The organism is Bradyrhizobium sp. Ken51 (assembly GCF_055807435.1).
In genome coordinates this window covers 250,798-274,297 of record NZ_JBVVPB010000005.1, presented here as the reverse complement: position 1 = coordinate 274,297, position 23,500 = coordinate 250,798, and the positions used below count along the sequence as shown (strand labels likewise).

General features: G+C 57.6%; 20 protein-coding genes and 2 pseudogenes. 14 read left to right on the top strand and 8 right to left on the bottom strand.

Features of this window, described 5'->3' with window-relative positions:
* Window positions 1–7 precede the first annotated feature (7 nt).
* Both AC0L27_RS12440 and AC0L27_RS12435 read right to left on the bottom strand, forming a co-directional pair.
* Complete coding sequence (locus tag AC0L27_RS12440; RefSeq protein WP_473319214.1) at window positions 8–1,087, bottom strand: nucleotidyltransferase family protein; 1,080 nt, start codon at window positions 1,085–1,087, stop codon at window positions 8–10.
* Complete coding sequence (locus AC0L27_RS12435) at window positions 1,074–2,195, bottom strand: serine/threonine protein kinase (protein WP_473319212.1); 1,122 nt, start codon at window positions 2,193–2,195, stop codon at window positions 1,074–1,076. The genes AC0L27_RS12440 and AC0L27_RS12435 overlap by 14 nt, the downstream gene beginning before the upstream one ends.
* 1,151 nt (window positions 2,196–3,346) lie before the next feature.
* On the opposite strand from AC0L27_RS12435, the gene AC0L27_RS12430 reads away from it, so the two are divergent.
* The 8 genes from AC0L27_RS12430 to AC0L27_RS12395 all read left to right on the top strand — a co-directional run bounded on the left by AC0L27_RS12430 (window position 3,347) and on the right by AC0L27_RS12395 (window position 10,899).
* Window positions 3,347–3,562, top strand: coding sequence for a hypothetical protein (locus tag AC0L27_RS12430; protein WP_473319210.1), 216 nt, complete (start codon window positions 3,347–3,349; stop codon window positions 3,560–3,562).
* Window positions 3,563–4,241: 679 nt separating this feature from the next.
* On the top strand, window positions 4,242–4,535 hold the full coding sequence (locus AC0L27_RS12425) for a hypothetical protein (RefSeq protein ID WP_473319209.1): 294 nt from the start codon (window positions 4,242–4,244) through the stop codon (window positions 4,533–4,535).
* A gap of 1,373 nt (window positions 4,536–5,908) precedes the next feature.
* On the top strand, window positions 5,909–7,366 hold the full coding sequence (locus AC0L27_RS12420; protein WP_473319207.1) for a coiled-coil domain-containing protein: 1,458 nt from the start codon (window positions 5,909–5,911) through the stop codon (window positions 7,364–7,366).
* Window positions 7,367–7,490: 124 nt separating this feature from the next.
* Window positions 7,491–8,510, top strand: coding sequence for a TAXI family TRAP transporter solute-binding subunit (locus AC0L27_RS12415; protein ID WP_473319205.1), 1,020 nt, complete (start codon window positions 7,491–7,493; stop codon window positions 8,508–8,510).
* A complete protein-coding gene (locus tag AC0L27_RS12410; RefSeq protein WP_473319204.1) occupies window positions 8,507–9,067 on the top strand; it encodes a hypothetical protein in 561 nt (186 codons plus the stop codon). Before AC0L27_RS12415 ends, AC0L27_RS12410 begins: the two co-directional genes overlap by 4 nt.
* A gap of 34 nt (window positions 9,068–9,101) precedes the next feature.
* Entirely contained in the window at window positions 9,102–9,695 is a 594-nt protein-coding gene (locus AC0L27_RS12405) for a DsrE family protein (RefSeq protein WP_473319202.1), read from the top strand.
* Window positions 9,696–10,179: 484 nt separating this feature from the next.
* The gene (locus AC0L27_RS12400) at window positions 10,180–10,476 is read left to right on the top strand and encodes a hypothetical protein (protein ID WP_354208751.1); all 297 of its coding nucleotides are present in this window, start codon (window positions 10,180–10,182) and stop codon (window positions 10,474–10,476) included.
* Window positions 10,477–10,611: 135 nt separating this feature from the next.
* Entirely contained in the window at window positions 10,612–10,899 is a 288-nt protein-coding gene (locus AC0L27_RS12395; RefSeq protein ID WP_473319200.1) for a DUF7662 domain-containing protein, read from the top strand.
* A 191-nt stretch (window positions 10,900–11,090) separates the two neighbouring features.
* Here the strand turns inward: AC0L27_RS12395 and AC0L27_RS12390 are convergent, their stop codons facing one another.
* Window positions 11,091–11,621 carry a hypothetical protein gene (locus tag AC0L27_RS12390; protein ID WP_275173771.1) on the bottom strand — a complete coding sequence of 177 codons (531 nt, stop codon included), beginning with the start codon at window positions 11,619–11,621 and terminating at the stop codon, window positions 11,091–11,093.
* A 181-nt stretch (window positions 11,622–11,802) separates the two neighbouring features.
* Between AC0L27_RS12390 and AC0L27_RS12385 the strand changes: the two genes are divergently transcribed.
* A complete protein-coding gene (locus AC0L27_RS12385; RefSeq protein WP_275173770.1) occupies window positions 11,803–11,961 on the top strand; it encodes a hypothetical protein in 159 nt (52 codons plus the stop codon).
* Window positions 11,962–12,341: 380 nt separating this feature from the next.
* Here AC0L27_RS12385 and AC0L27_RS12380 read toward each other — a convergent pair whose 3' ends face one another.
* From AC0L27_RS12380 to AC0L27_RS12370, 3 genes are read right to left on the bottom strand one after another with little or no spacing between them, the layout of a single operon-like run.
* Window positions 12,342–12,803, bottom strand: a complete 462-nt coding sequence (locus AC0L27_RS12380) for an arsenate-mycothiol transferase ArsC (RefSeq protein ID WP_275173769.1) — start codon at window positions 12,801–12,803, stop codon at window positions 12,342–12,344.
* On the bottom strand, window positions 12,800–13,225 hold the full coding sequence (locus AC0L27_RS12375) for an NUDIX domain-containing protein (RefSeq protein ID WP_473319198.1): 426 nt from the start codon (window positions 13,223–13,225) through the stop codon (window positions 12,800–12,802). The genes AC0L27_RS12380 and AC0L27_RS12375 overlap by 4 nt, the downstream gene beginning before the upstream one ends.
* Window positions 13,225–13,440 (bottom strand): hypothetical protein, encoded by a 216-nt coding sequence (locus AC0L27_RS12370; protein ID WP_275173767.1) that lies wholly within the window; start codon window positions 13,438–13,440, stop codon window positions 13,225–13,227. Before AC0L27_RS12370 ends, AC0L27_RS12375 begins: the two co-directional genes overlap by 1 nt.
* A gap of 110 nt (window positions 13,441–13,550) precedes the next feature.
* Between AC0L27_RS12370 and AC0L27_RS12365 the strand changes: the two genes are divergently transcribed.
* The 5 genes and pseudogenes from AC0L27_RS12365 to AC0L27_RS12345 all read left to right on the top strand — a co-directional run.
* Window positions 13,551–13,883: a hypothetical protein gene (locus tag AC0L27_RS12365; protein WP_473319197.1), complete on the top strand. Its 333-nt coding sequence runs from the start codon at window positions 13,551–13,553 to the stop codon at window positions 13,881–13,883.
* 168 nt (window positions 13,884–14,051) lie between these two features.
* Window positions 14,052–14,405 (top strand): annotated as a pseudogene (locus AC0L27_RS12360) (SOS response-associated peptidase); the annotation flags it as partial.
* A 213-nt stretch (window positions 14,406–14,618) separates the two neighbouring features.
* Window positions 14,619–14,828 carry a hypothetical protein gene (locus tag AC0L27_RS12355; RefSeq protein WP_275173765.1) on the top strand — a complete coding sequence of 70 codons (210 nt, stop codon included), beginning with the start codon at window positions 14,619–14,621 and terminating at the stop codon, window positions 14,826–14,828.
* 3,300 nt (window positions 14,829–18,128) lie between these two features.
* Window positions 18,129–18,341 (top strand): hypothetical protein, encoded by a 213-nt coding sequence (locus tag AC0L27_RS12350; protein ID WP_275173764.1) that lies wholly within the window; start codon window positions 18,129–18,131, stop codon window positions 18,339–18,341.
* A gap of 1,169 nt (window positions 18,342–19,510) precedes the next feature.
* Window positions 19,511–19,854: pseudogene (locus AC0L27_RS12345) on the top strand (SAM-dependent methyltransferase); the annotation flags it as partial.
* Window positions 19,855–20,139: 285 nt separating this feature from the next.
* Here the strand turns inward: AC0L27_RS12345 and AC0L27_RS12340 are convergent.
* Complete coding sequence (locus AC0L27_RS12340) at window positions 20,140–21,093, bottom strand: ABC transporter substrate-binding protein (RefSeq protein WP_354060771.1); 954 nt, start codon at window positions 21,091–21,093, stop codon at window positions 20,140–20,142.
* Between the two features lie 168 nt (window positions 21,094–21,261).
* Window positions 21,262–22,989, bottom strand: coding sequence for a cache domain-containing protein (locus AC0L27_RS12335; RefSeq protein WP_473319195.1), 1,728 nt, complete (start codon window positions 22,987–22,989; stop codon window positions 21,262–21,264).
* Window positions 22,990–23,500 lie beyond the last annotated feature (511 nt).

The following is a 23,500-nucleotide window of genomic DNA, read 5'->3' as shown; positions in this document are numbered from 1 at the left end:
ACTGGCCTTAAACTTTTCCGGCACGAACCGTCGTGGTCGCGCTCAACAGAAACTGTAAAGTGGACCCTCTTGGCACAGACCACAATCCACGCCCGCGCATGCCGGCTTGCGCGTCGCCAGAGGTCACCCTCCTCCGGTAATTTCTGAGGTCCAAGACCGTCATTGCGAGGAATGGCACACGTGTGGCCGGAAAGCGTGCTTGGATCAATTGTCGCATGAACTGCAGACGAGGAATCAGTCGGCAGCGCATCGAGTGCGGGACCTCGACCCCAAGCAGCGCAGCGAGAGCAAGCAGCTGGGTTTCGACTGCGTTCTTCATCAATCCGCCCGAGATATGAGAGGTGAGCTCACTCCAATCGACGCCCCCGAGGGAACCGTTCAGATCTCGCAATTCAAGAAGATGTCGCAGATCGAGGTCACCGAGCCAATAACCAAAGTCTTGAAACTGATCGTGGATGATCAACATAAGCGCTCGGTACGTGGGCGTGGGAATATACGCGCTCCCCCGCCCCAAGCGCGCAGGGACGCAATGGTTCAGAGCATTTCCCGGGCCACGGTAAAAGTACGCCGGGTCTGAAGCGCCCTGCTGCAGATCAATGGTTCCGACATCCCGGGGCCGGTTCAACTCGACATACCATCTCTTGCTGTTGGGAGGGGTCCGCTCATGAATTTGATAGCCAATCGCGCGCAGAGCGGTGACTGCTCTTTCAGCCTCGTCCGGCATGACCATAATATCCAGATCACACATCAGCCGAACTCCTCGCCGCTCGACGGGTGCTGTGGCTAGCGTTGCCGCACCTTTGAGCAACACCGGCGTAACTCCCCGGCCGTTCATCGCAATGACCGCCTCTTCCAATTGACCGGCCAACCGGTCGTTGCGCAGCACGTTTCGGCGATGGATCTGGCGGATATAGGTGCACACGTCGTCCGGCAACACCGATGCAAATTGATCGACGAAGTCAATGAGCGCAGGCGTCGTCAACGTCTGGTTTGCGAGCCCGATGACGGAGGTCCACTCCACTTCGACGGGCGGCAAGCCTCGCAAGCAGTTGCAAAGGCTTGTCAGTGCCGCACTATGTCTTGTCATTGCACAAGTCCATCAGCAGCTGTCGAGCCTGCGCCGATTCCGAATAGATAAGTTGGAACGATCGTGCGCCCGCAACAATCCGCTTCAAAGCGAAAAAGCCGGACTGCGACAGCTTCCCGTCTGCGGCAAACGCGCCCTCAATGAGCCGCTTGATTGAATCAAGCTGATCCAGGGGGGTCAGCTCGACAGGGCCGCTTGCAACCCGGTTAAGAAAGATGATCCAGTTGGCAGAGAGGCTCCCATTGTGCGCATCCGGAATCGGCAAATACCGCACTTCGGCGCCATCGGACCGGCGGTGCGTCACGTCGTTCCAATCGCCATACAGTCGGGATAGCAACCGCCACGATCCCTGCTTGAGGGTGAGGGCAAATGGGATGCCGCAGATCGTTCCGTCAGCCCCAATCAGCGCAACGTCATCGCCGGCATACTGAAATCCAGCGTCTACGAGTTCTAGTGCAAGAGTCGACTTGCCGGCTCCCGGTTGGCCGCACAGCAGCAAGCCCATGCCGTACTTTGCAAGAGAAGCGGCGTGGAGCGCGAAAGCCCACTGATTGCTTCGGATAAGTCGCTCGGTGATGTGAGCTTTGATTGTAGGGGCCAGAGCTGCGGCTTCGCATCTTTGGATGTTCGCGTCATTCCCGCGGAAGAATACTCGGTCGCCGAGCATCATTGTCTCGATCGCAATATCCTCCTCCTCCTCCTCGCCGCTGTCGTCCGTAACACAAAATAGCGAGATCAACTGTTGCGAGAGCTCCCGATTTGCAGCCCGGACGCTGATCCTGCGCTGAGCAAGAACTGTTGAGAAGGCACAATCGGCCGACATTCGCCAGTCGAGATCGAGCACCCCTCGATCGATCCAGACGTTCATCGCCTGCCACGTGAACTCGCGCGCTGCGCGCTCGCCAATGCCTAGCTGCCCCAGCTCCTGATGGACGTCTTCCAAAGAAGCACCTTGTGCCAACTTGCACCAAATGAATGCCCCTAGCTGGTCCAACTCATAGAGCTTCTGCCTTGTCTCGCTGAAAAGCACTGATCGACCGTCCACCAGCGCGAAGACTGCACCCGCGGCGGGTCTCAACACCATCTCTGCCGATGTTTTTTCCAGCATGGCTATGCCCGATAGCAACGATATCTGTTTCGCCGCCGTGTCGACGCGGTGGCGACAACATCCTGCAATGTCCTGTCCGCGGCGCGTTCAAACGAGCTGCAGTTGCCGAGAAAATTCGGCTTGATCGCCGTGCTACAGCGGTGCAAATCCACCTTCAGTGCGGCGGCACATCGCCTGACTGGGATTCGTTTCGAATGACCGTACGGCCCCGGGTCATGCCGCCAGCTGACCACCCTCGTTCACCCCAGATGGAGAAATATTCAACACTTGTCCTCCGAGAAAGGTCGCCGGCGCGGTCAACCGGTGAGAGTCCAGCAGATAGCGGTAAACTTCGCGAGCAGCACTCCGCTCTCGTAGAACGTGCTCCCTCTCGCTGATACTCGCTAGTTTCTCGCGCATTTGAGCCAACTGCTTCGCAGCCGAGGTGGAGTTGCGCTTCTTCTGGACTGATTCCCGCATCGTCTCCTCCGACCAAAAAAATGACGAAAACAGCTTACGTCATTGACAACAATTAACAACGAGATTTATATGATCTCAATATAATAAATATTTATTTCATGTTTGAACCGGATGCAACCGTTCAAATACCAAGAAGCGGGCCCTGCGTCGAAATAACAGCCGACCGAGAACAGCGTCGCAGAATCGCCGCGATGATCTTGGCCTCCTGCGTGCGGGACAGCAAAAAATAGAACTTGACGAGAGTCGCAAACCAGACCGACAGCGCAAGGCTTAATTTGCAGGATTAAATCCTAACGACGAATATTCGCTGACGAGAGTGGGGTGAAACCGGTGATCGAATTAGCCAATTTGCCCATCACGGGCGACATGATCGTCTTCGTCGCGAGCGGCATAGCACGCGCAAAACTCCCACCCGCTCAGATTCGCCGATTTTCAGTGGCGCCCCAGGAGCTTTCGAGAGACGAATAATCAACGCCCGCGCTGCCGAGCCAAAGAGCGGCGGCGTCCAAGGAATCGCTCAAGCAGCGATCCGGCCGGTTGGAAAAACGTCGTCACGAGCAACCCGCCCTGCTCGAACAAGCACTCCCAGTGTGCGATGCCCCCCAAGTAACCCACACTGAGATGACGACGCACTCCAGCCGGCCGGTTCTCTTTCGTTCGACAACGAATAATAATTTCCTAGGGAGGCTCGCATGGGAATGATCATGGTCAAATGTCCGCAAACCGGTCGCGCGATTCCTACTGGTATTAGGTCGGACCGTGAGGCTTTCCTGCGGAGCGTTGTGTTTTATGGCAATACTCGCTGCCCGGTGTGTCGCGCCAATCACAGCTGGTTCGCTCGCGAGGCCTGGGTCGATGAGCCGGTCGTGCGGCCCAGGGAGATATTCGAGGAAGCGCCGCTGTGTTGATGCGTAGCGGGCTTCGGTACAGACGCGGAGCCGAACTGACTAGCATTACACGAATTTAGGCCGACCGCCTCATTTGACGCCGCGTGTGCGGAGTTGATCTGTTGCGGCATGGCTGCCGCACCGGCTGGAGCTAATCTTGGTACGGACTGGATGCGCTCAATCATGGCGTAGCGTTCCTCTAAATTCCTGTCTCGGCGGCTATTTCTGCCAGGGCTTACTGGAGGGATGCGAAATATTTTGGCCTATCGTCGTAAAGCGAACTGACGCCCTCATGAACCGTAAGTTAAGCGTCACACCGGCAGATCGGCGCAAACTAACGATTCCGATCGCTGATCCTGCAAGGGCCTGTTTGGGGGTATTGTAGTGAGTAGTGGGGTTTGCAGCCGCTTGGCTGTCCTGCGTCAAACGGCGATGGAACTCGTTAGCCTGCTTGCCCAGTTGCACAGGCTACGAGAGCAAGTGCGAAGGGCGGAAGGGCGAAGCCGCGGAGAAAGAGCGAGACTAGGGCCGGCGTCACGGATGCGTAGGCCCCGGTTTGGGACGAGTTGCCGCACGCGGATCCAATGATGGCGAGCGGCGCGCGTAATTTTAGCGAACTCGAAGACGATCGTTTTACGGATCGACCTTGAAGCCTCCGATAACCCCTTGGCACAGCTTCAAGCCGCCCGATCGCTCCCCGATGAGGCGTGCGCGCAGCGGAGTTTCAAGGCAGGCCGATGCGAGTGAAGGCTCTGTGCCAGGAAAAGTGCTGCACTTGATCCGGCGTCCCTTTCCGGCTCTGACCGAGATCATCCACGAGCGGCATGCTGCGGATCATGTCCCGCACCTGCGTTGTTTAAGCCCCGGCTTTTTATCTGTTTTTAGGTTTTATGAAGCAGCGCTTCATCTGAAAAACAATTTGAAAGCAAAGCGAAAGTCGTTCACGCCAAATCAATTCAGTAGTCGCGCCATGGAGGCAAATTTAGTTATCTGATATAATCATAATTAATTCGACGCAAAACAGGAAATAAGGTCAGAGAAAAACCAATGGGAGGAGTGGATGGAGACCGTACGCCGCTTGCGCGCGATGGCGTCGCTGTGCCGACAGACTTCTGCGCATCATCCTGATCGAAGCTGGAAGCTTCTCGCCGAAGCTGAGTTCTGGGAGCACTTGGCTAATGACATGCTTCGCGAGCCGTTCGAACAATGCACGGCTGGCTCCTCGCTCCGACCGATCGAACATGATCCGAATGCCGCGGAATCGAGCGCTCGCATAACCGCGTGAATGCTCTCGCTTAGCCCAAATCCCGCTCGGCCGTGTGCCGGGCGTCAGTCCTCTTCAAGGCGCCCCATGGAGAACCAAGCCCTGCCGGCGCCTTCGTCTCGCGGCTCGCAGACCTGAGCAGGGACGTCAAAGCGCGCTCGGCTGCCCGGCTCGGTCCGCTCAGACTACCGAGTTCTGTTTTCTGGGTCGGGAATGCGCTTATGCGAAACTGTCGTTCGCCGTTGGACTTGCACTTTGGCGTCCAGCACTTTTTTCCCCAGCTCGAGCGGCGCGCGGCCGGCTCACCTGGTCCGAAAGGCCGGAGCCCCTACCAACTATTCCAGCGATATTTCCGTCGACCTTCGCTGCCGGTATTTTTCGGTTAGGTAACGGTCCAACGATCATCTGCTCCTCGTTGCTCGTGCCGGTGCCAATAGCTCCGATCGGCAGACCATTTTGAGCGTGGCCAGCGCCGGCATTTCTTTTGGCCTGCGCCGCCGCCCGCGACTTCGACGTGGCGGGTTGAACGTCCGGGCTGTTGGTTTGACTGGTGCGGTTCAGGTTTGCACCGGTACCAACGTCTCGTGTCCCCATTCCTGGAGGCGCCGATGGAGCAGGGTTGGCGCTGCTCGCATTTGTACCCATGCCGGACGGAGCTGACCCACCAGTGTTGGCGCTCCCCGTGCCCGTCCCAGTGCCGGCACCCGCGGAGCCCGCCACTGCGCCGCCTGCTTGGGCCAGGGCCAGCACAGATACGCTCGTGATAGTCGCAACGATCAGCGAAGGGATTCGGTGGAGCATTGGACGATCTCCTTCTCAAGCGACCGGCCGCATCGGCCGAAAATTAAATTACGATATAAATCATTGAATAAAGTATAATATGGTTTATTTTTGCCTATGGGTAAATAGCAATTGGGAAACGGATTGACACATTAATGTCGCGGATGTGGGCACAAGCGCCGATGCAGGCAGGGTCGGGCCTTGGATCGCCCGTTCGCCGCGCAGACGTGTGGATTGCCTCGGATTGTGTTCGTAGCTGTGCGCGCACCTGCGCAACAAGGTCGGCGTGGGTTGCACCGACTGTCCTGACGGTAATATCGGTTTTGACCATACCCGTTCTCGCGCAGCAGCCAAACCGGCCGGCGAGCGACGCCCATGTCATGGCGACGCACTTGCGCGGCGCGACCGGCTCGGGAGGGTGGCGCGCGGCGCGGCTGAAACCATCTGCCGACACGACACCCCTGAAGCTTGCACAAGCCACAATCAGCAATACCGAGCGATCGCGGCAAGTGCTCGCCACAGAACAGGAGAGGATACAGGCCCTTGCTGCTGACCTTCGAACATGCCGACGGGAGCAGGATACCGTGCTGGGGCTGTTGCAGCATGCACGCGAGCAATGGACCAGCATTGCGGAGGCCACCGAGAATGAAACTGATAAGCTGCAGAAATCGCTCCGGGAGGAGCGCTTGCACACGGAGCGTCTGGAACGGGAACTTTTCAAGGCGCGCAACGATTTCGAAGTGCAGGCACGGCTAAGCCGCGAAATCGGCACCGAGGGTCGCGAACCCGAACGCCGGGCACAGAGTGATCCGAGAGAGCTGCAACAAGCTGCCGAGCGGGAGAAAGATCGGGCAAACCGGCTGGAGCAGAATCTGACAGCCGCTTATCACGACCTGGAGATCCAGTCGGCAGAGGTAACCAGACAAGCCGCAGAGATCAGTGCAAAAGAGGCAGCGGAGGCTCAGGTACAGGCGGGCCTGCGACAGGAGCACGATCGTACCAAACAGCTGGAGGAGACGCTCGCGACGATGCGAATCGAGCTCGACAGCCGTGCCTGGCAGATCGCGAAGGCGACAGAAGAAGCGGCGCAGACCAAGCGAGCGACCGAGGATACCTCGGCTAAACTGAAGCTCGCATTGAAGGAAGAGCAGGAAAAAGCAGATGCACGGGCGCAAGAGCTCTCGTGGGCGCGTTCCAGACTCTTCGCGTATGAAGCGCAAGCCGCAGCAGACGATGATCGAGCCGAACAGTTGAAAGAGGAGCTTCAGCGAGAAAGCGATCGACCTAGCGGAGGTGAGCAAGAACTTGCCGCAGCACGCCCGAATGTCGGACCGCGGCTACCCGAGGGGGCGGCGGATGAAGGCGGAGCCAGCACTTCGCCGACAGGGGAGCTGCTCAGGACACTGCTGCCGGGGTCGCCGCAGCCCGCGCCCGAGCAAACTCCGCGAGAACTCGTGATGATACCAGCTGAGCCAAAGGCGCCATCCCCGGTTCTCGGGAACGAAAACGCCGCCGAGCTCGTGCGATTGATCGCTCGCGCAGCCGGATTGCTTCGACAAGGCGACATTGGCGCGGCACGAGTTGTCCTGGAGCGTGCTGCTGAATTAGGGAGCGCACCGGCAAGTTTCGCGCTCGCCGAAACGTATGATCCGAGCCTGCTTGCAAAATGGGGCGCGAGCGGAACGCGCGGCGACACGTCCAAGGCGCGAGAGCTTTACGCCAGAGCAGCAGCCGGAGGGGTCAAGGAAGCAAGGGAGCGGTTCGACGCACTTGGTCGTTAGCAGCATCGGTGCAGACAAATGGTCGTGCGCTGTATCAACTAGGCAGATCGAACTTAAACTTACGTGTCGAAGTGAAGAGCGCAGCGGACAAAACAGAATAGACGTTCCCAGGGGAGCCGGATCGATGAAGCAGCTGGTTGGAATACGCTCTTGGTTTCTCCTCATCGTGATAGCCGCTCCGCTTCTGATCATGGGCTGTTGCCTAGCAATGGCCCAGCAGACTCCGCGGGCGCGTGCGGATCATGCAAGGGCGGAAATTGCGGCCATGAACGATTGGACTGTTGGAATTGCCGGAGGTCTGCTGGAAGGAGCTCCCATTCGGCTTGCCGCGGAAATGGCGCGAGTGGCCGATGATGGAACGGACCTCCACGTGTTGCCCATCGTGACCCGTGGCGCAACCGAAAACGTCAATTCGCTGCTGTATTTGCGGGGCATTGATGCAGCAATCATCAATTCCGACGCACTTGACGAGTACAAGAGCCAAGTGCCGGACATCCAGCGACGGATCACCTATGTGCTCAACCTGTTTCCATCTGAACTGCACGTATTCGTCAGGCCCGAAATTCAGAGCTTGAGTGACCTGGTCGGAAAGAAGGTCAATTTCAACACCCAAGGTACCGCCGCAGCTTATTCGGGCCCGCTGATCTTCAGCCGGCTGGGGATCGAGGTCGATAAGGCATTCATCCCACATCAGGTTGCGATGGAACAAATGCGCAGGGGTGAGCTGGCCGCCGTCGTTTTCATAACATCAAAGCCGGTGGATGCATTCATACGTGGTCGCTGGGATGCCGGCTTCAAGTTCTTGCCTGTCCCCTACGAGAGCAAGTTTGAAGATTATTATCTGCCATCTTGGCTGGACGCAGCTGATTACCCGAACTTGATCAGGCAGGGGGAACGCGTGACAACTATTGCCGTTCCGACCGTGCTGGTCGCTTTCAATTGGCCGACCAAATCCATTCGCTTTCATCGTGTGGCGCGCTTTGTCGACCGCCTGTTTTCGCGGATCAACAAGCTGCAGGAGCCCGGTTTCGATCCGAAATGGAAGTCGATCAACTTGGCGGCGACGGTCCCTGGCCTGACGCGTTTTCCCGCGGCGCAGGCCTGGCTCGATCGTCTGCCGCGTTCGAGCCAGGCGACACAATGACGTTCACCCTGATCGCTCTCGTCGTGACGCTCGCGATCGCAAATGACCTCGCTCGGCCCCGAGGCGCCGAAGACCCTATGGCGCCGGTTCGCGTCTCTGATCGGTCCGCAAATGGAGCCGGAGCGTGGATCGTCAGCGAGACCACCTCGCCAGTTGATTATTCATCGATCATCAAGGCTACACTACCATCTCAAGGGGGCAGTTCCGACGCAGCAATGAGCCTGTCGATACGCTGTCGCAGCGGCCTGACCGAAGTGTTGCTTGACGGAGCCGGCCTTTCGGGCCGCCGCGAGGATTACACCCTTTCCCTGCGCATCAATGATGATCCACCTTTTCAGGTCTCGACAATCACGTCAGCGCGCGGTGTCGCGCTTGAAAGCGATGTCGTTCGCCTGTTGCAATCGATCCCCGGCCACAGCGCACTTTCCGTGCATGTGTCACGCCGAACGGGGACCGGCGCCGGTGCAGTGTTCGCTCTCGATGGTATCGAGAGCGTGCGTGCAAAATTGGCGGCAACATGCAAATGGCCACGCGCGATCGCGAAGCCTAACAATTGATCATGAACCTCAGCTTGCTTGGAGAAACAACACAATGCCCAAATTTCCGAAGATTATCACAGCGATGATCGCGACAATCATCTCGCTCCTGGTCGGGCTGTCTAGTTCCGCGGCACAGGAGGCTCGCCTGCTCCCGGCACCTAGTTTGCCTGCAGCCTCAACACATGGCGTGGCAAGAACGCACGCGAATTCATCGGCGCGGACCGCGACGCCAAAACAATTTGAGCTGGCGCGCATCGCGCCATCGTCTGCTGCCAAGAAAGAGCACCGCTTAATCCTTCAGGTCAACACAAGCGACTCCGCGTCAATGAATCTTGCATTGAACAACGCACTCAACGTCGCGCAATACTACAATGAGGTTGGTGAAGGAGTGAAAGTTGAGGTGATTACCTTCGGCCCCGGCCTCCATATGCTCCGCGATGACACGTCGCCGGTGAAAGCGCGAATTGAGGAAATGGCTCTGAGCACGCCGGAAGTATCATTCAAAGCCTGTGGAAACACGCAAGAGAAAATGCAAAAGGCCGAAAACAAAGACATTCCGATCGTTGCCCAAGCCCAAGTGGTGAGGTCGGGCGTCGTTAGGGTGATGCAGTTGCAGGAGCAGGGATGGACCTACGTCAAACCATAAAATGGCGACCAGACAATGCCTATCGAGCGGCTAGGTGCCGGCCTGCGGTCGCGCCACTCCGATCGAGTGGGTCGCCGCAGCCGATGCAAAATTGAACTGGCCTCGATCGGGGACAGATCTATCGCGCGCTATTCACCGGGCAGCGCCAGACCGACTGTCTGATCATGCGCACGAGAGCGACTTCGGGAGAGGGTTGAGCGAACATCGGTTCGTCTCAGTCACTTGCGAGGTCTGGTAGCAATTTGCGGGGCAGCCCTTGGCCCGCCCGTCCTACCCGGCCGCCTGCTAAGGTCGACTGTCCCGTAGCAGCGTAGGGTATCGGAGACGCAGGACGGCGCGAGCTGTGACACACGGTGCTTCGATTTACGTCAGTTCTGATGACCTCTTTTTCGAACGCAAGCGATTAAATTCCACTGGATTTTATTTTGTTAACGCGTCAGATTTCTAGACTTAAATCGAGTCGATTTTACGTTGGGGGATGTCAATGGCAAAACCTGCCGTTTCCCGTAATACCTTTCGAGGGTTATTCGCTTTTTCTGTGAAAGCTGATCGCAAGCACGATGGCGAATATTGTGTGTTGAAGCTGTTTGGATCCGCTCAAGACATTCCGGATCGGCTGCTACAGCAGTGGTCGCACCAGGCTGATCTACCCGGCGCGGAAGCCATCGCCAACACACTGGAGCAGCGCACCCGCAAGATCGTGAATGGTCGTAAACGCTATGACCACGCCAGCGACTTTCTCCACGTGCTGCTGAGAGACCTAGAGCTAAGGGAACACTGAAGAGACATCGCTGCGTCAGGCTCCGCGAGGTCTTGCAGACCAGAATGATAATGCCTTTTGCCTCTGCGCTCTATATGCACCAGACTGCTATTCTAATGCCGGGCAGCCGGCCCATTTTGTCGACATAGTGCTCGCATGCCGAGGTCGATGTACCAGCCATTGCATGAAAGGCTCCGAACGGAGAACGGTCAAAGTCTCCGCCTGACCTTTTCAGAAATTGAAGCGATCTTGGGGAAGCCTCTGCCGAGATCGGCCTACACCTTCACTGCGTGGTGGAGCACACTGAAGAGAGCAGGTCCTCAAGCGAGAGCGTGGATATCCGCTGGTTATCGTGTCCGGGTCTCAATGAAGCACCGCATCGTCGAATTCTATCGTTCTGAAGTGAACACCAATGATCGTCATGGAACGCCTTGGCTGCATTGAAGCTTTCCATGATGGCGGACCTATCAACCTCGGTGTTCGGGACAAACTGCGAGAACAAGCCGGCGCAGAATCAAGTTGCCACTTCAGGGCCGCAGCGAAAACCGCTGCGGCCCTTTTTTTGGGCGGAAGCCGCGAGCCGAATGCTCCGGAACGTGGCGAGAAAAATCTAATGGGAACGCTGCGCGATGGCCCTAGGCCGCATGAGGGTTGACGATGGTGTACCCTCGCAGGGAGCGCGGGTGAATTCGCGTTGCGTGCCCACCTGAGTTGGCATCGTACGCCTTCCAGATGTCACCGGCGATGTGCTGTTCAAGGACGAAGACGTGTCCACGTCGCGCGGCAACCATTCCCGGTGCTGGCGAGGTGCGGGGAAAGCGCAGCCAATTGGCTGCGAGGTTCAGTTCCGGTACTACCCGACCAAACACTCGTATCGCCGCACCACATCCGCAGAACGAGCGAGGGCAACCGGCCGGACGACCGCTGACGATCTCACTAGTTAAGGCCCCTGAGCTGGCCACAGACATCCGTAGGCTAGCAACGGCACTTCGCTGCAGGCGCGGTGCCGGTCTCGTATATCTCTGCGCCTGCACCAGCGAAGATGAAAAGTCGCACGGCATAATCACGTTGCATTCTGGTGGCGAAGCGGCGCGCAAGGGGCGCGCTTCAGAAGAAATGGATGTCGCAAAAACGAGCACCAAAGCTACGACTACTCGATTGAACATGCAGGACTCCGGGTTAATAGCCCTGCCCCAGTGCGCAGAAAGCGCCTTTTAATTTGGCGAAATTAAGTCGCAAAAACCGAATTAAATAGAATTTGAAACCGAATTAAATCGAGAAAGGAACGTTTCGATTTGCCTCGAGTCCTGCTTGTGCGACCGATCCCTTGTTGTCGTGGATCGACAGATGGAAAAGGCAGTCGCCTACGCAATCTCAGCGGCCCTCGTGGGTATCGGTGTTTTGATACTGGTCGTTGGCCTGTCCTCCAACTCGCCCGCTTTGTGGGTGGTGGTCGCGCTCGTGCCGATCACGATCGGGATCGTGAGCGCTTTTGGCCCCGTGTAAGGATGGGGAAAACGGCCGATGCGTCAGATCGTCTGCATTTTCCGAATCGGGCCTCTGTGCACGCTCTCAACTGGTTTCAGATTTGCGGGTACACGCGCGTGAGCCATTTCGTCTCTATGCTTCTGCTTGCCCTCGCCCTGACCCTGACCTTGTGCTTCGGGGTGGCAGCCTGGCGCGTGTCGGCGGGCAATGACGTCGAGATCACCGCAACGATTCCGCATGGGGAACACGGATGGAGAGCGAGGTCGAGGAACTGAATGCCTTGCGTCACCCTTCGGCTACATCCTGGCGACTATGAACGTGGACCTTGACGACTCGCCATCGAGCGGAGGCTGCCCCGCGCCTCCTACCGTTCCTGCCTCGGGCTCGCCGGCAGGCCTTTAGGACCGCGGGTCGTCCGTTCGCAACATAGCGATCAGGTTCGCGACCATTAGCTCCAGGTGTGGCAGGGCATCGCCGGGCTCGGCGACGTCGAGATCGTCCACTTGCCAATATAGGACCCGATCCGCGACGGCCGGAAAGCGGCGTTCGACCATCGATCGATGCTCCGCCTCTTTCAATCCTATGACGATATCTGCTTGCCGGCAGTCAGCTAAGGTGCACGGCTGCGGAAGTTCATCAGCCCTGCTCGGGCTAATTCCCAGTGCTTGCAACGCCTCGAGCGCAAAGCGGGAGATGGATCCCGTGTTCTCCGGCGCCCCCCTTTCGGCAGCGCCTCTGGAGAATGCTCGCCAAGGCAATTCCTCTTGTTCAGCAAGGTGATTGAATAGTTCCTCCGCAAACCGGCTGCGGTAATAGTTGCCAGTACAAAGAAAAAGAACCCGCTTGCAGCCATCAGTCATTGCGGGAGGCCAGGAAACGGTGGACCACGACGGCCGCAAGAGACGTGAGTTGTCTCGAATGCCGCCACCTCCTCGGCCTCAACGATCAACGGCTCACTTTCCGCAGTATCCGGCGCGGATCCGTTTATGCCGCGCGAAAAGGAAATACACGCCTTTTCAAACACTGCGATATTCTCCGAGTGAGGTATGTCAAACCGCGCTAAATACTGGAAATGTTCTGGCGGGATCATTATGCCGATTTCTTCAGCGATTTTGCGAACGACGGATTGGAGGTGCGTGTCGCCCTGTTCCCTTCGGCCACCGAAAAATGAACTCTTTCCTGGCTGCGCTGTACCACGCTTGTCATCTCGCAGATGAGGAAGGCGTCCGACGTTGTCCATCACTGCGGAAAAACCCGAACGCGCAAGGTCATAGCTTGCCATCAACTGTCCTGACGAACGAAGAATGGCATCAGCTTTTCAAAGATTTCCGTCCGAAAGCGCTTAATCTCCCAGCTAAGCGCATCGCTAAACCCTGCAGCACGGGCATGGATCGTCGCTCGGTCCGCAGTCACTTTGGTGGCCACGCCATTTACGACCACCCAACCCGTGAGGACCTTTCCGTCCCATTCAACAGCGCGATCCCAACCCACCGACATGGCAGCTCCAAACACAATCAAACATAATAACGGGCTGGCCTTATACCCCACCAGGCTCGTCTCACGCCTCGCCGAGGTAGCTTGTTCGTTCGTGCTGCCGCAGCATCCTCATGTCTGATAAACTGGTGAGATTAGCGCAACTAAGGTACGGGCGGGCACCACAATCAACTCCTTCCAACTCTCTCGATGAATTCCAACGCGGCTGGGGCAATGTCATCGAACTCGACAAAACACCGGCGCAGTTCATCTGCAATCTCTACAGTTACATCACGGGACCAGCCCTCTACCGTGTTGAAGACTACGATCCGAGCAGGATGCTTGTATTGGCCTTCCATTATTTGGCGCATCAGCGTCGCTCGACCAACGTCGTCTTCGGAGGTTTCGCTCCAGGCACGTCCGAGCCCACCTCCGAAATCCTCAAGCACAAGATAGACGTCACGTGAATATGGATGGGGCACGATGGACGGAGAATGAGGCATGATCTCAAACCTCGAAAATACAACCTCGATTTAATTTTCTATATTAAACCAAATTCAATTTGGAATTTCAATCTAATTTATAGTCGTCCAGTCGCGCTTTCGATCGGTCGAGACCGCCTATCGATTGACCACTCCTCGGCGCACGAGCTCATGGAGGCGACCATGAAGCGAGCCGCGGAAGCTGGAGGCCACGGGCAAGCGGTCGACTTCAAGGAATTGCTCTGGATGGAGCCGGATTCTGGACCACCAACATGGGCAACGTGAAAAGCAAACTTTGGACGCGATGGCCGGCTCCGGAGCACCGATGTGTGGTGCCGTTCAGGTCGTTCAGCGAGTTCAACAACGCCGTAGCCGGAGACGAGACCCGCCCCTCACTGTGCTTTGCCGACATCTGGACCAATTGGACGTCGGGCAGGGAGGTCAAGGGTGGGAGGCGAGACCACGAACGAGCTCTATGTGTTACTTTCCACGGAGCCGAACGCGGAGGAAACAGCGCGACTGGCTACTCGCCAGGCGCGGCTAGATATATCCTTTACCTCGCGGCGGGGCTGATGGGCTCGGCTCCATGATGGGAGTAGCGAAGAGCGAACACCTGGTGCCGAATCTTATGGTCGTACTTCGTGACGAGCCTATTAACATAGGATATTGATTTAATTGAATTTAAGGTATTTAATCTTCTGCCAGCCCCGGAGAGAACCCATGCCTGACCAGGACGACCGCCGCGAATTTCTGAAGACCTGCGGAAAGTTCGCTGCCGTGACACCTCCATCCATGACGCTACTGCTCTCCACTTCCCTCACGTCCGATGCGATTGCTAAATCGGGTGCGAGCGCGGTCCACGGCAACAATGGCTGGGGTAACGGCGGCGGCGATGGCAGCCCCAACGGCAAGGACGACAGAGGCCGCTAACATTTTTGGCGGCATGGCAGTTGGAACGGCTCGTCGATTACCAATTTTTCCAATGCCATCCCCCAAGTGGGTAATTCAATCCAGCCGGGCCCCAGCTCTTCCCATTGAACCGGAGCTGGGGCTCATTTTTTTGGCTAGGAACGACTTGCCGATTGCCAAGTTTTCCCGTGCCCCTCCCCCAAAGGGGCGGCTGCCTTCGCCAAGGCAGCTTAACAGCCCCAGCTTCACCGCCCTGGAGCTGGGGTCCTTTTGCTGTCGGGATAACTGCAGGCCTCAGGAGGGCGTTGATGCAAGGTTATCGCTCGATCCTTCTTGTCCAACGGTTGAACGACCTCTTTTCCCAACTGTCAGATCTGGAAGATCTCCGGCATAAAGTCCAAGAGGCGGAGCGACGCGCCTCGTCTGTGCCTGCATTGCAATCGCCGCCGAGCACTCAATCGCAGCGACGGCCAGACGCGGGGCAGCAGACCCCCGAGGAGTGACCGGAACCCGATTTAGCCTGCGTTAGCGAACGAGCGTGGAGACTGTGCAGCTCGACTGCCCTGAAGGGAGTGAACTTCACAGCGTCACCGTCCCTCTAAAGGGGGCTTGGAAAGGCTTCGAGGTCGAAGTGAAAGGCAAGCTCGCCACACTAAAAGGCGGGGAGGTCTTTCTGAGGCCCACCGCAATAGTGGGGGATACGTGGTAGCGGGAGAGGGACTCGAATCCCGACATTTCGATACTTTGTTCTCGTACCGAACCAAGCGAGCCCCTTTCCGACATCAATACGAAGAGCTTGTCCATTCTCCGTTTCCCATGAGCGAGTGTAGCTTTTGGATTGCAGTACGCGGCTTTTCACGTCGATTCGACCACATCCCCTCGCGTCCCCTTTACAACGCGCTTCGGAGCAACCGCTAAAGCTTGCCGTTGTTAGATTTTTCTTGATCTTTCGGTGCACACGTCGTGCACACGCCGCCTTCTACCAATTGGAAAATTTGAACTCGGTCCAGTCCATCATGGGCAAGTTTGAGCTAGCTTCAGCAATCGGCGTCCGATTGGAGCCAATCAAAGAAACGTTCACTCCCCTGCCCCACCGTACGTTCAAATCGTGGAGTTGCCGCCGCTTCGACCGCAAGCGGCTTGGACTTTGCGTGCCGTGCGAGATCCGTCCTACGGTTTGCGTGGACAACCAGTGGGGCGGAAGGGGTGTCCTGTCAACCGCCCGAATGGCTCGTCTTTTCCGCCTGCGCCGGGAGCAATCTACGATCCTGATCACGGTCCTCTTCGCAACCTTGAGGCCGTGATTTTCAGCCAATTCGCGCAGTGCACCGGCCCTCGCCGGCACCCTTGTCTGCTCCGCCAACACCGGGCAGATGCGCTCCATGCACGCGAGCTCGTCCATATCGTGCTGATGCTGCCCCATGCGGCCGATCAGACTCACGCAGGCCCTGACGATCAATAGGTGGTCAGCCCCGTGCGGGTGCGGATCGGTGGCGGTCGGCTTTATGCCTGATCCAATGAAAAACCCCAGTGCCTTGGAGGGAGCACTGGGGTGTTCTCAAATGAATTGATCAAGCAATGACGCCTTTGTAGCAGCCCGCGCGCTCGTCGCTTGTGAGTTAGTTCACACGTGCCCATTTTCAACCCACAACGCGCAGTAGCTCGCGGGGGCGCCTCGACCAACTAGGATTCGATGATTTGCGAGGTAACTAGGATGCCGCTTTGATAGCGGCATGTCCCGCTCCGTCCGCCGCCACACGCCGACGTCCGGCCGATCAATATCACCTTCGGCCAGATGCGCGGAAATGGCCTGCGTGGCGTCCTGGTCTATTCCCATTGCGGTCATAACGTTGCTCTCAGCGCCGATCGCTGGCCGGACGATGTCCGCTTGTCGGATATCGAGCCGCGCTTCGTTTGCGGCGGATTCGACTACCGGGGTTCTGAGGTCACCTGCCAGCGTAAACCGTCAGAGCTTCAAGCAACTTTTCCCAACTTACGACAAGCGGTAGCTTGAGCGCGTTCCGAGCTACTAGGAATCGATAATTTGCGCGCCACTTGGGATGCCGCTCGGATGGCGGCACGCGCACTCGCCGATACACGAAATGGGCAGGCCATTCTCCGCCCCACAGCCCTGCGGAATGGCTCGCCGACGGCCATATGACTTGCAATATCGATGCCTGAACGGCCGCTGCGATCGCACAGGGTGGACGTGCGGTTCGATACGCTCCCGCAGGATCAGCCGTGGTCGCGCGTCGGCGTGCGCCTGGTCTGCTCGGCATGCAGCGCTGCAGGATCTGTGCATATCGTCCCGAACTGGCATGACAGTCGCGGGCAAGTCAGGCCACGCCGCGGGCATCAGGTGCGCCGTCGGGCTGGCCGGAACTGCATGAGAGCGGTACCTACATGGGGCTGCTGTCAACTGGCGATGATCTGCTCGGTCAATAGATCAGCGTGAAGGAGAACCACGCCGCGAGTGACGCGCAGAGACAAATTCCGAGATAAGGCAATGCCAAGCGCATCGGGCTTTCCCTCCGAAACGCAAATAAGAATCATTATGTCATGTTGGGACGACGACTGCTAGGAATCTTGGGTTGCAATCGCGGGCCTTAGGACCCCTCCAATGGGACGCTGTTTAACCTTCGCTGGCTCGGTTGAGCTAAGTAGGCGTTGGTGTCGTAGGTGCGCGCACCAACTTGGCGGGCAGGTGGTTCAGCAATGCCTCGAAGACATGCGGGCCACGCCGGGCAGGCTCAGCCCGGTCCGGCCAGGTGCCCGCTTTGCCGGTTGCCGAGCATAGAGGCAGACGCTGCGTCCAACTCAGCAGGTGGCGTACCAGCCATCAGGAAACGATAGCAGAGGCCAGGCGCCCGTGTTGTCGTTCGCGGCCTCGGGCCCGGCGTCGATCGGCCGACTTGGCGGAGGACGCGGCGCAGGGGGCGCACCCAGCCCGCGATCATAGGGGTGCTGGTCGGAAGGTCCTGTGCTGAAGTGCACCCCGCACATTTAATATTTCACAATCGACATTTCAATACACCAATTAAATAAATTAAATATTTGATTTGTACAATCACGAAATGGTTGATAGGTTTGTCATAGCGCCTGTATTCAAGGGCAGGATCATGTCCTTCATTTCCCCACTAGCTGATGATCGCAGGGACCCTACTGGTGGGTGCCGGCTATATCGGTGTCCTCGTCAGCGGACGAAAGCGAACAGAGTTGATCGACCTCCGGGCGAGCCGATCGATCTGCCGGCTTTGCCGCTTCTCAACTCTCATGACTCACGGTAGCTCACGCGCGTGCCCCCAAGAGCGAGGGTTAGCAATGGCTGTCAAAATCGAATGGGGCCTGCTTGAGGCGATGACGAACGTCCGCAACGAAGCGTGCAAGGCCCGAGACTTCATCATCCAATCCCACGATGGACACGTGCAGGGGCAGATCGTCGTGCCTGACGACGCCGATCAGTTCGTCATGGGGGCATGTGAAATCCGGCTTCTCGAACTGCTAAAGGACGCCATCAAGGAATTGGAGCGGTGAAAGCGCCGAAAATCGCCGCCTGAGCGTGTACCCAATTTGGTACACGTGATCAAAGCGGGTGCCGGCCCGCCAGCGTGCACCGTCTGGAGCGCACGCTCGGCTTTGCTTCCCGTGCATGCAAACGATCACAAACTCTCGCTTCGCGTGCCTTGTTCCTTTGCTCCGCCCGCACTGGAATAACCACGTTCGCTAGCGAGCTAGTGGCGTCTTCCCAATTTTTGAGAGTTGCGAGGCGCGCCCTTCATATGACGCCAAGTACCCAGGCGCCTCGTTGTCGTCGCTTGTCGGCCTTGCATTATCGGCGCCCGGATAACATCAGCGCTTGGAGCGCGCTGATTGTCTTCGGCGGGGGCCTCTTTGCTTTCCGTTTGGCTACGCTCGATTACCCCCAGGGCATAGTCAGCCGAGAATCCTCTTAGGCCCCGGTTGATAACACCTCGGTGAACGAAACCGTTTGCTGAAGCCCCGAAGCACCCCGGAAACAGACCGAGCCTATATTTGTCTTCGCGACTTAAGAGGGGATGTCAAATGATGACGCTCAAAGTGATTGTAGCTGCTCTCGGCGCGGGATTTCTGGTTTCCATGTATTCGGGAGACTTCGGCGCCGACGTCATTCTCGCAATTGCCACGTGCCTTTCGTAGTTCCCTGCTTTCCCCGTAAGGTTTGGCTGAGCCAGCGTGGAGCAATTCTACAAGCGATGCGAAGGGAAGGCTTCACATTGAAGCTCTGCGCATGTTGCTAAAATCGAGGGGCCCAATGGCGCGCGACAAACTGCAGTTCCATTTTCGGAACTGATAGCAGCGCGAGCGGTGGCAGGACCGATAGCTTTACAGATCACTTGCTTTAATCCGCCTCGCCGCTCTTAGTGAATTTTTCAGAATGGCGTGATGGGAGGCGCATTTGCAGAATTTCCACAAATTCCGATTTGCCCAGCGATTGAACGAAATCGCTTCTAAGTTCTCAGAACTCGAAGACCTTCGATCCAAAATCAAAATTGCAGAGCGGCGCGCCAAGGATGCAGTACGGTCGCCTGTGACCACTCCATCGTGTTGCGGGATCATCTTGCCAAAGCGTCCGCCGCCCCGCCCGCTGAGTGGACGGAAACCTACTGCAGTCGATCGGTCTTGATACGCCATGACGGCGACAGCACCGACACAAGTCGTCCTAAGACTTCGATCTCGTAACCTGCTTCGATTGTCTGCATGACATGGGAGACCCGGCCGGCGCCGCCGCTCACATTCGTCAATCGCTGAAATCCGATGGGACCTGGATGATTGTTGAGCCGATGGCAGGCGATACTCTGGAGCAGATATGAACCCGGTCGGGCGTCTCTACTACGCTGGCTCGACCATGATCTGCCAGCCTACTTCACGATCTCTAGAGGTTGGCGCAGCTCTTGGTGCACAGGCGGGTGAAGCAAAATTGCGCGAAGTCATCCACAGTGGCGGGTTCTCGAGCGTGCGTCGGGCTACGGAGACCCCTTTCAACATGATTCTTGAAGCGCGACCTTAGCCAGCTGATCGCGCCAAGTCTCCGGTCAGCCGAAATCCCGGGCGATAGTCCGTCGACGGCAAGTAGACCGTCTACGCATCGCCTGGCTGGAACAACTTGTCGAAATAAAGACCGTCGTCGGACGGTCTTTATTTCAGAGGCTTGCTTGTGTGAATTCGGCAGATCGCCACGTTGGCTCATGCTGACTGTAGCTCGGAGCGGCGCAAGGTCTACTTCGTGAGGTGACACGAACAATTAGCCGTCCAAGATAGTCTATGAGAGCCGACGACAGCCGGACCGCGTAGTTTACTCGATCACCTCATCTGCGCCGGCAACGAATGCAGAGGAGAACGCGTGACCTAGCAGTTTGGCCGCCTTCAAGTTGATAACGAGTTCCACCTTCGTAACGAGTTGGACTGGAAGATCAGAAGGTTTCTCCCCCAACAGTACCCTTCCAGCATAGAGCCCCGCGCGCCGATGCGATTGCATGAAATCTCCTCCATAGCTCATCAAACCTCCAGCAACGGGAAAGTCTCGGGTCTGTGTGATCGCGGGCACACGATACTTTGTCGCGAGATAAGCCAACTGCGAACTGCGAAAGGCAAAGTAGGGATCGGAGGTAAATACAAGTCCACTTGCCGTGTCCTTAGCCACGGTATCGAACACCGTTTCAAACTCATCCTCCTTGCTTGCGTCCAAAATATCTAATCGAACGCCCAAGGTGCCTGCAGCTGCGTGAAGCTTCTGTAATTGTGACTGTGCGGTCGGACTTGTCGGGTTGGCGACAACCGTCAGTTTCGTCGCCGTGGGCACCAGGTCGCACATAAGTTCAAGCCGCTTTGGCGAGACGTCGACACTCAGGCTCGAAACTCCCGTCATGTTTCCGCCCGGCCGGGACAAGCTATCGACCACCTGTAGCTGGACGGGGTCGCCGCCCATCTCAAAAACGATGGTCTTGGTCGAACTCACAGCTTTCGCGGCAAGTGCCACGGGAGCGCCCCCAGGCGCTACGATGATATCCACATTGCGGGCGACCAGTTCGGCTGCCAACGCACGCAATCGGGAATACTCACCGCGGGCCCATCGATAGTCGATTTTTACATTGCGGCCCTCGACAAAGCCGGCTTCTCCAAGCCCCTGCTGAAAAGCCTGAAGTCGAGTGGCAAAGAGCTCGGGCGATTCTGGACAAAGATAGCCAATGACGGGCAAGGAGGGTTTCTGCGCAAACGATTTAGTTGTCCACGTCGCAATACCTGCCATCAGAAGCAGGACATCACGCCGCTTGGCACGTCTTCGTAGCGTTACCGCTCTGGAGTTGGCGCACCTCATGGCTACGATCCGCTGCCGTCGGCCGATTGCCACAGCATAGCCCTGAATGCCCAGACAGTCCTCGACGAGATTGTGCAGGCATCCGGCGGTCAGGCTCTGCTAGAGACAGCTGAAGGATATCCCGAAGATCGGAATAGCTTCGTCGAATCCTTTGATTTTGCGGTCCCCAAGCTCCTCAAGGGGCCGTTTGCCCTTGGCGGCTGCTGCGACTTCGGCGTCGATCAGAACTTCCTTGTCTGCGGCAGATGCGCACAGTCGGGCAGCGAGATTCACAACACTGCCAATGGCAGTGTAGTCGAGCCGGTCCTTGTAGCCGATCCGGCCGACTGTCGCGGGCCCGCTAGCAAGGCCGACTCCGAAACCAACGTGGTAGCCATGCGATCGCCAGCCGGCGATCAGGGCTTGCACGTTCCTCTGCATGTCGACGGCGAGATCGATTGCTCTCAAGGCGGGCTCTTCGATGGGGACTGGTGCGTTCACCAAAACCATCAGCCCGTCCCCAGAGAAGTTAATCAGCGTTGCTTCAAATTCCGCAATGACCCTGCCGAGGGTTTCATAGTACTCCGACAGTACGCTCATGACCTCTTCAGGCGCAGCTCCTGCTGAAAACGCGGTGAAACCTCTCAGATCGCAGAACACAACGACGACTTCCGTACGGCGGCCGTCCAGCACACTGTCGTCGCCAGCTCTATCGACGAGATCGGCGACCTGGGGGGCAAGGAAACGCTTGAGCTTGGCTATGCGCTCCTGGTGCTGTTGTGCCTGCTCCAACTCGGAAGCCATTCTGTTAAAACTGTTTGCAAGACGCTGAAACTCATCCCGGGTGTGGATTGAGATGCGGTGGTCAAAGGACCCGGCACCAATCCTCTCCGTGCCCTCCTCGAGCAATTTAATCGGCACCGTCATCCGGTCCGCCAGTACATAGGCCAGAATGCCTGCGAGTATGCTGCTCATTGCCAGAAGCATGACGGTCCGCCATAGGGCGGCATAGAGCGGCGCGTAAGCTTCAGATAGGGGCTGCTCGACCACGACGGTCCAATCGGGACCCTGTACGGGAGCCGCGCTGGCAGCAACATAGTGCCCCTGTGCATCCCGGCTCGTTGCGAAACCCCGCCCCGGACCTATAGCGTCGCGTATAGCGCGGAAAGGTTCGGAGGTTGCTTCTTCCGCCCCGCGCAGAACGAGGCTGATGTCGGGATGGGCGATTAGGCGGCCCGATCGGTCCAGAACGAAGGCGTAGCCGGTTTTTCCAAATTTGATCGCGGAGATCACGTCCCAAATCAGCTTAAGGTTGACATCGGCGACGACAACACCGACAGCCGGTCGATTGCCGACAATCGACACCGTCAGGTACGGTTCGGAGCCTCGATTGTAGCTGACCTCGCTAAACCAGACCTGAGCTACCCGGGCACCAGCCAAGGCGGGATCGGCTGATCGATCCGCGCGGCTCTCAATTCGATTGAGGCCGATCCGAGAGATGTAGAGACGTTCCAGACCATTGCCGTCGAGGAGCGTAAGACTGGTGATGGCGGGCGCCTGGCGAAGGAGGCGCAACGCGTCGGTTCGCCGGCGTTCGTCGGGCTCCTCAGTCCACGGAAGCTGAACCAGCCATCCAAGCTGAGTTGTGACACCGTAGATGAAATCGTGTATTTCGGCAGCCGCAGATGCTGATTGGAGACCAAGCCACTGGTCAAGCCTCGCGCGCTGATCGCGATAGCCGAACCACCCTTCGATAACGCCGTTGAAGGCTAGCGGGATTGCGACAGCCACGAAAAGCGCGAGCAAATATTTAGGAAAGAGGCTGCGAAACCGATCTTGAGAAATCATGATCCGGTCTCCTGTACAATCAAAATAGAGACTATCGATCAGAATAACATGTCGCTCTCTCCCCAGCGAAGTTCATTTAAGCTTTGGATTTCGCAACACCGGGGTCCCTCCTAACGCACTGACCGTGACAGCCGATTGGGCGGCGTCCGCGTATCGAACAGGCGCACAGCGTGCGCCATGCCTTCCCAGTCGATCATCCGCACCAAAGAGACAAAACACGACTGTTGCATTCCGGCCTCTAGCACCGGAGGATCGCCAGACCATCGCAACGGGCATAGTCGGACATGAGAAGGCTCGTCTAGGCTCGCCGCTTGTGACCCGAAACGGACTTCAATGACGATACGGGTACGGGAGGTTCGGCCGCAACATCTCCTTCGGGCGCGGGAGCAGCGAGTATGGCGAACTCGGGCGCGCCAGCGAGCCCGTCGGCTGCTGCCCCGAATGCAAATACCAATCCAACAACGGGAACTACCGATCAAGAACCGGGATTGCCAATTGGCACTCCAACGCC

Bases quoted from the DNA above. Each gene is read 5' to 3' on its own strand.
- AC0L27_RS12440 (WP_473319214.1), bottom strand. From the start codon at position 1,087: ATGACAAGACATAGTGCGGCACTGACAAGCCTTTGCAACTGCTTGCGA.
- AC0L27_RS12435 (WP_473319212.1), bottom strand. From the start codon at position 2,195: ATGCTGGAAAAAACATCGGCAGAGATGGTGTTGAGACCCGCCGCGGGT.
- AC0L27_RS12430 (WP_473319210.1), top strand. From the start codon at position 3,347: ATGGGAATGATCATGGTCAAATGTCCGCAAACCGGTCGCGCGATTCCT.
- AC0L27_RS12425 (WP_473319209.1), top strand. From the start codon at position 4,242: ATGAGGCGTGCGCGCAGCGGAGTTTCAAGGCAGGCCGATGCGAGTGAA.
- AC0L27_RS12415 (WP_473319205.1), top strand. From the start codon at position 7,491: ATGAAGCAGCTGGTTGGAATACGCTCTTGGTTTCTCCTCATCGTGATA.
- AC0L27_RS12410 (WP_473319204.1), top strand. From the start codon at position 8,507: ATGACGTTCACCCTGATCGCTCTCGTCGTGACGCTCGCGATCGCAAAT.
- AC0L27_RS12405 (WP_473319202.1), top strand. From the start codon at position 9,102: ATGCCCAAATTTCCGAAGATTATCACAGCGATGATCGCGACAATCATC.
- AC0L27_RS12400 (WP_354208751.1), top strand. From the start codon at position 10,180: ATGGCAAAACCTGCCGTTTCCCGTAATACCTTTCGAGGGTTATTCGCT.
- AC0L27_RS12395 (WP_473319200.1), top strand. From the start codon at position 10,612: ATGCCGAGGTCGATGTACCAGCCATTGCATGAAAGGCTCCGAACGGAG.
- AC0L27_RS12390 (WP_275173771.1), bottom strand. From the start codon at position 11,621: ATGTTCAATCGAGTAGTCGTAGCTTTGGTGCTCGTTTTTGCGACATCC.
- AC0L27_RS12385 (WP_275173770.1), top strand. From the start codon at position 11,803: ATGGAAAAGGCAGTCGCCTACGCAATCTCAGCGGCCCTCGTGGGTATC.
- AC0L27_RS12380 (WP_275173769.1), bottom strand. From the start codon at position 12,803: ATGACTGATGGCTGCAAGCGGGTTCTTTTTCTTTGTACTGGCAACTAT.
- AC0L27_RS12375 (WP_473319198.1), bottom strand. From the start codon at position 13,225: ATGGCAAGCTATGACCTTGCGCGTTCGGGTTTTTCCGCAGTGATGGAC.
- AC0L27_RS12370 (WP_275173767.1), bottom strand. From the start codon at position 13,440: ATGTCGGTGGGTTGGGATCGCGCTGTTGAATGGGACGGAAAGGTCCTC.
- AC0L27_RS12365 (WP_473319197.1), top strand. From the start codon at position 13,551: ATGTCTGATAAACTGGTGAGATTAGCGCAACTAAGGTACGGGCGGGCA.
- AC0L27_RS12355 (WP_275173765.1), top strand. From the start codon at position 14,619: ATGCCTGACCAGGACGACCGCCGCGAATTTCTGAAGACCTGCGGAAAG.
- AC0L27_RS12350 (WP_275173764.1), top strand. From the start codon at position 18,129: ATGGCTGTCAAAATCGAATGGGGCCTGCTTGAGGCGATGACGAACGTC.
- AC0L27_RS12340 (WP_354060771.1), bottom strand. From the start codon at position 21,093: ATGGCAGGTATTGCGACGTGGACAACTAAATCGTTTGCGCAGAAACCC.
- AC0L27_RS12335 (WP_473319195.1), bottom strand. From the start codon at position 22,989: ATGATTTCTCAAGATCGGTTTCGCAGCCTCTTTCCTAAATATTTGCTC.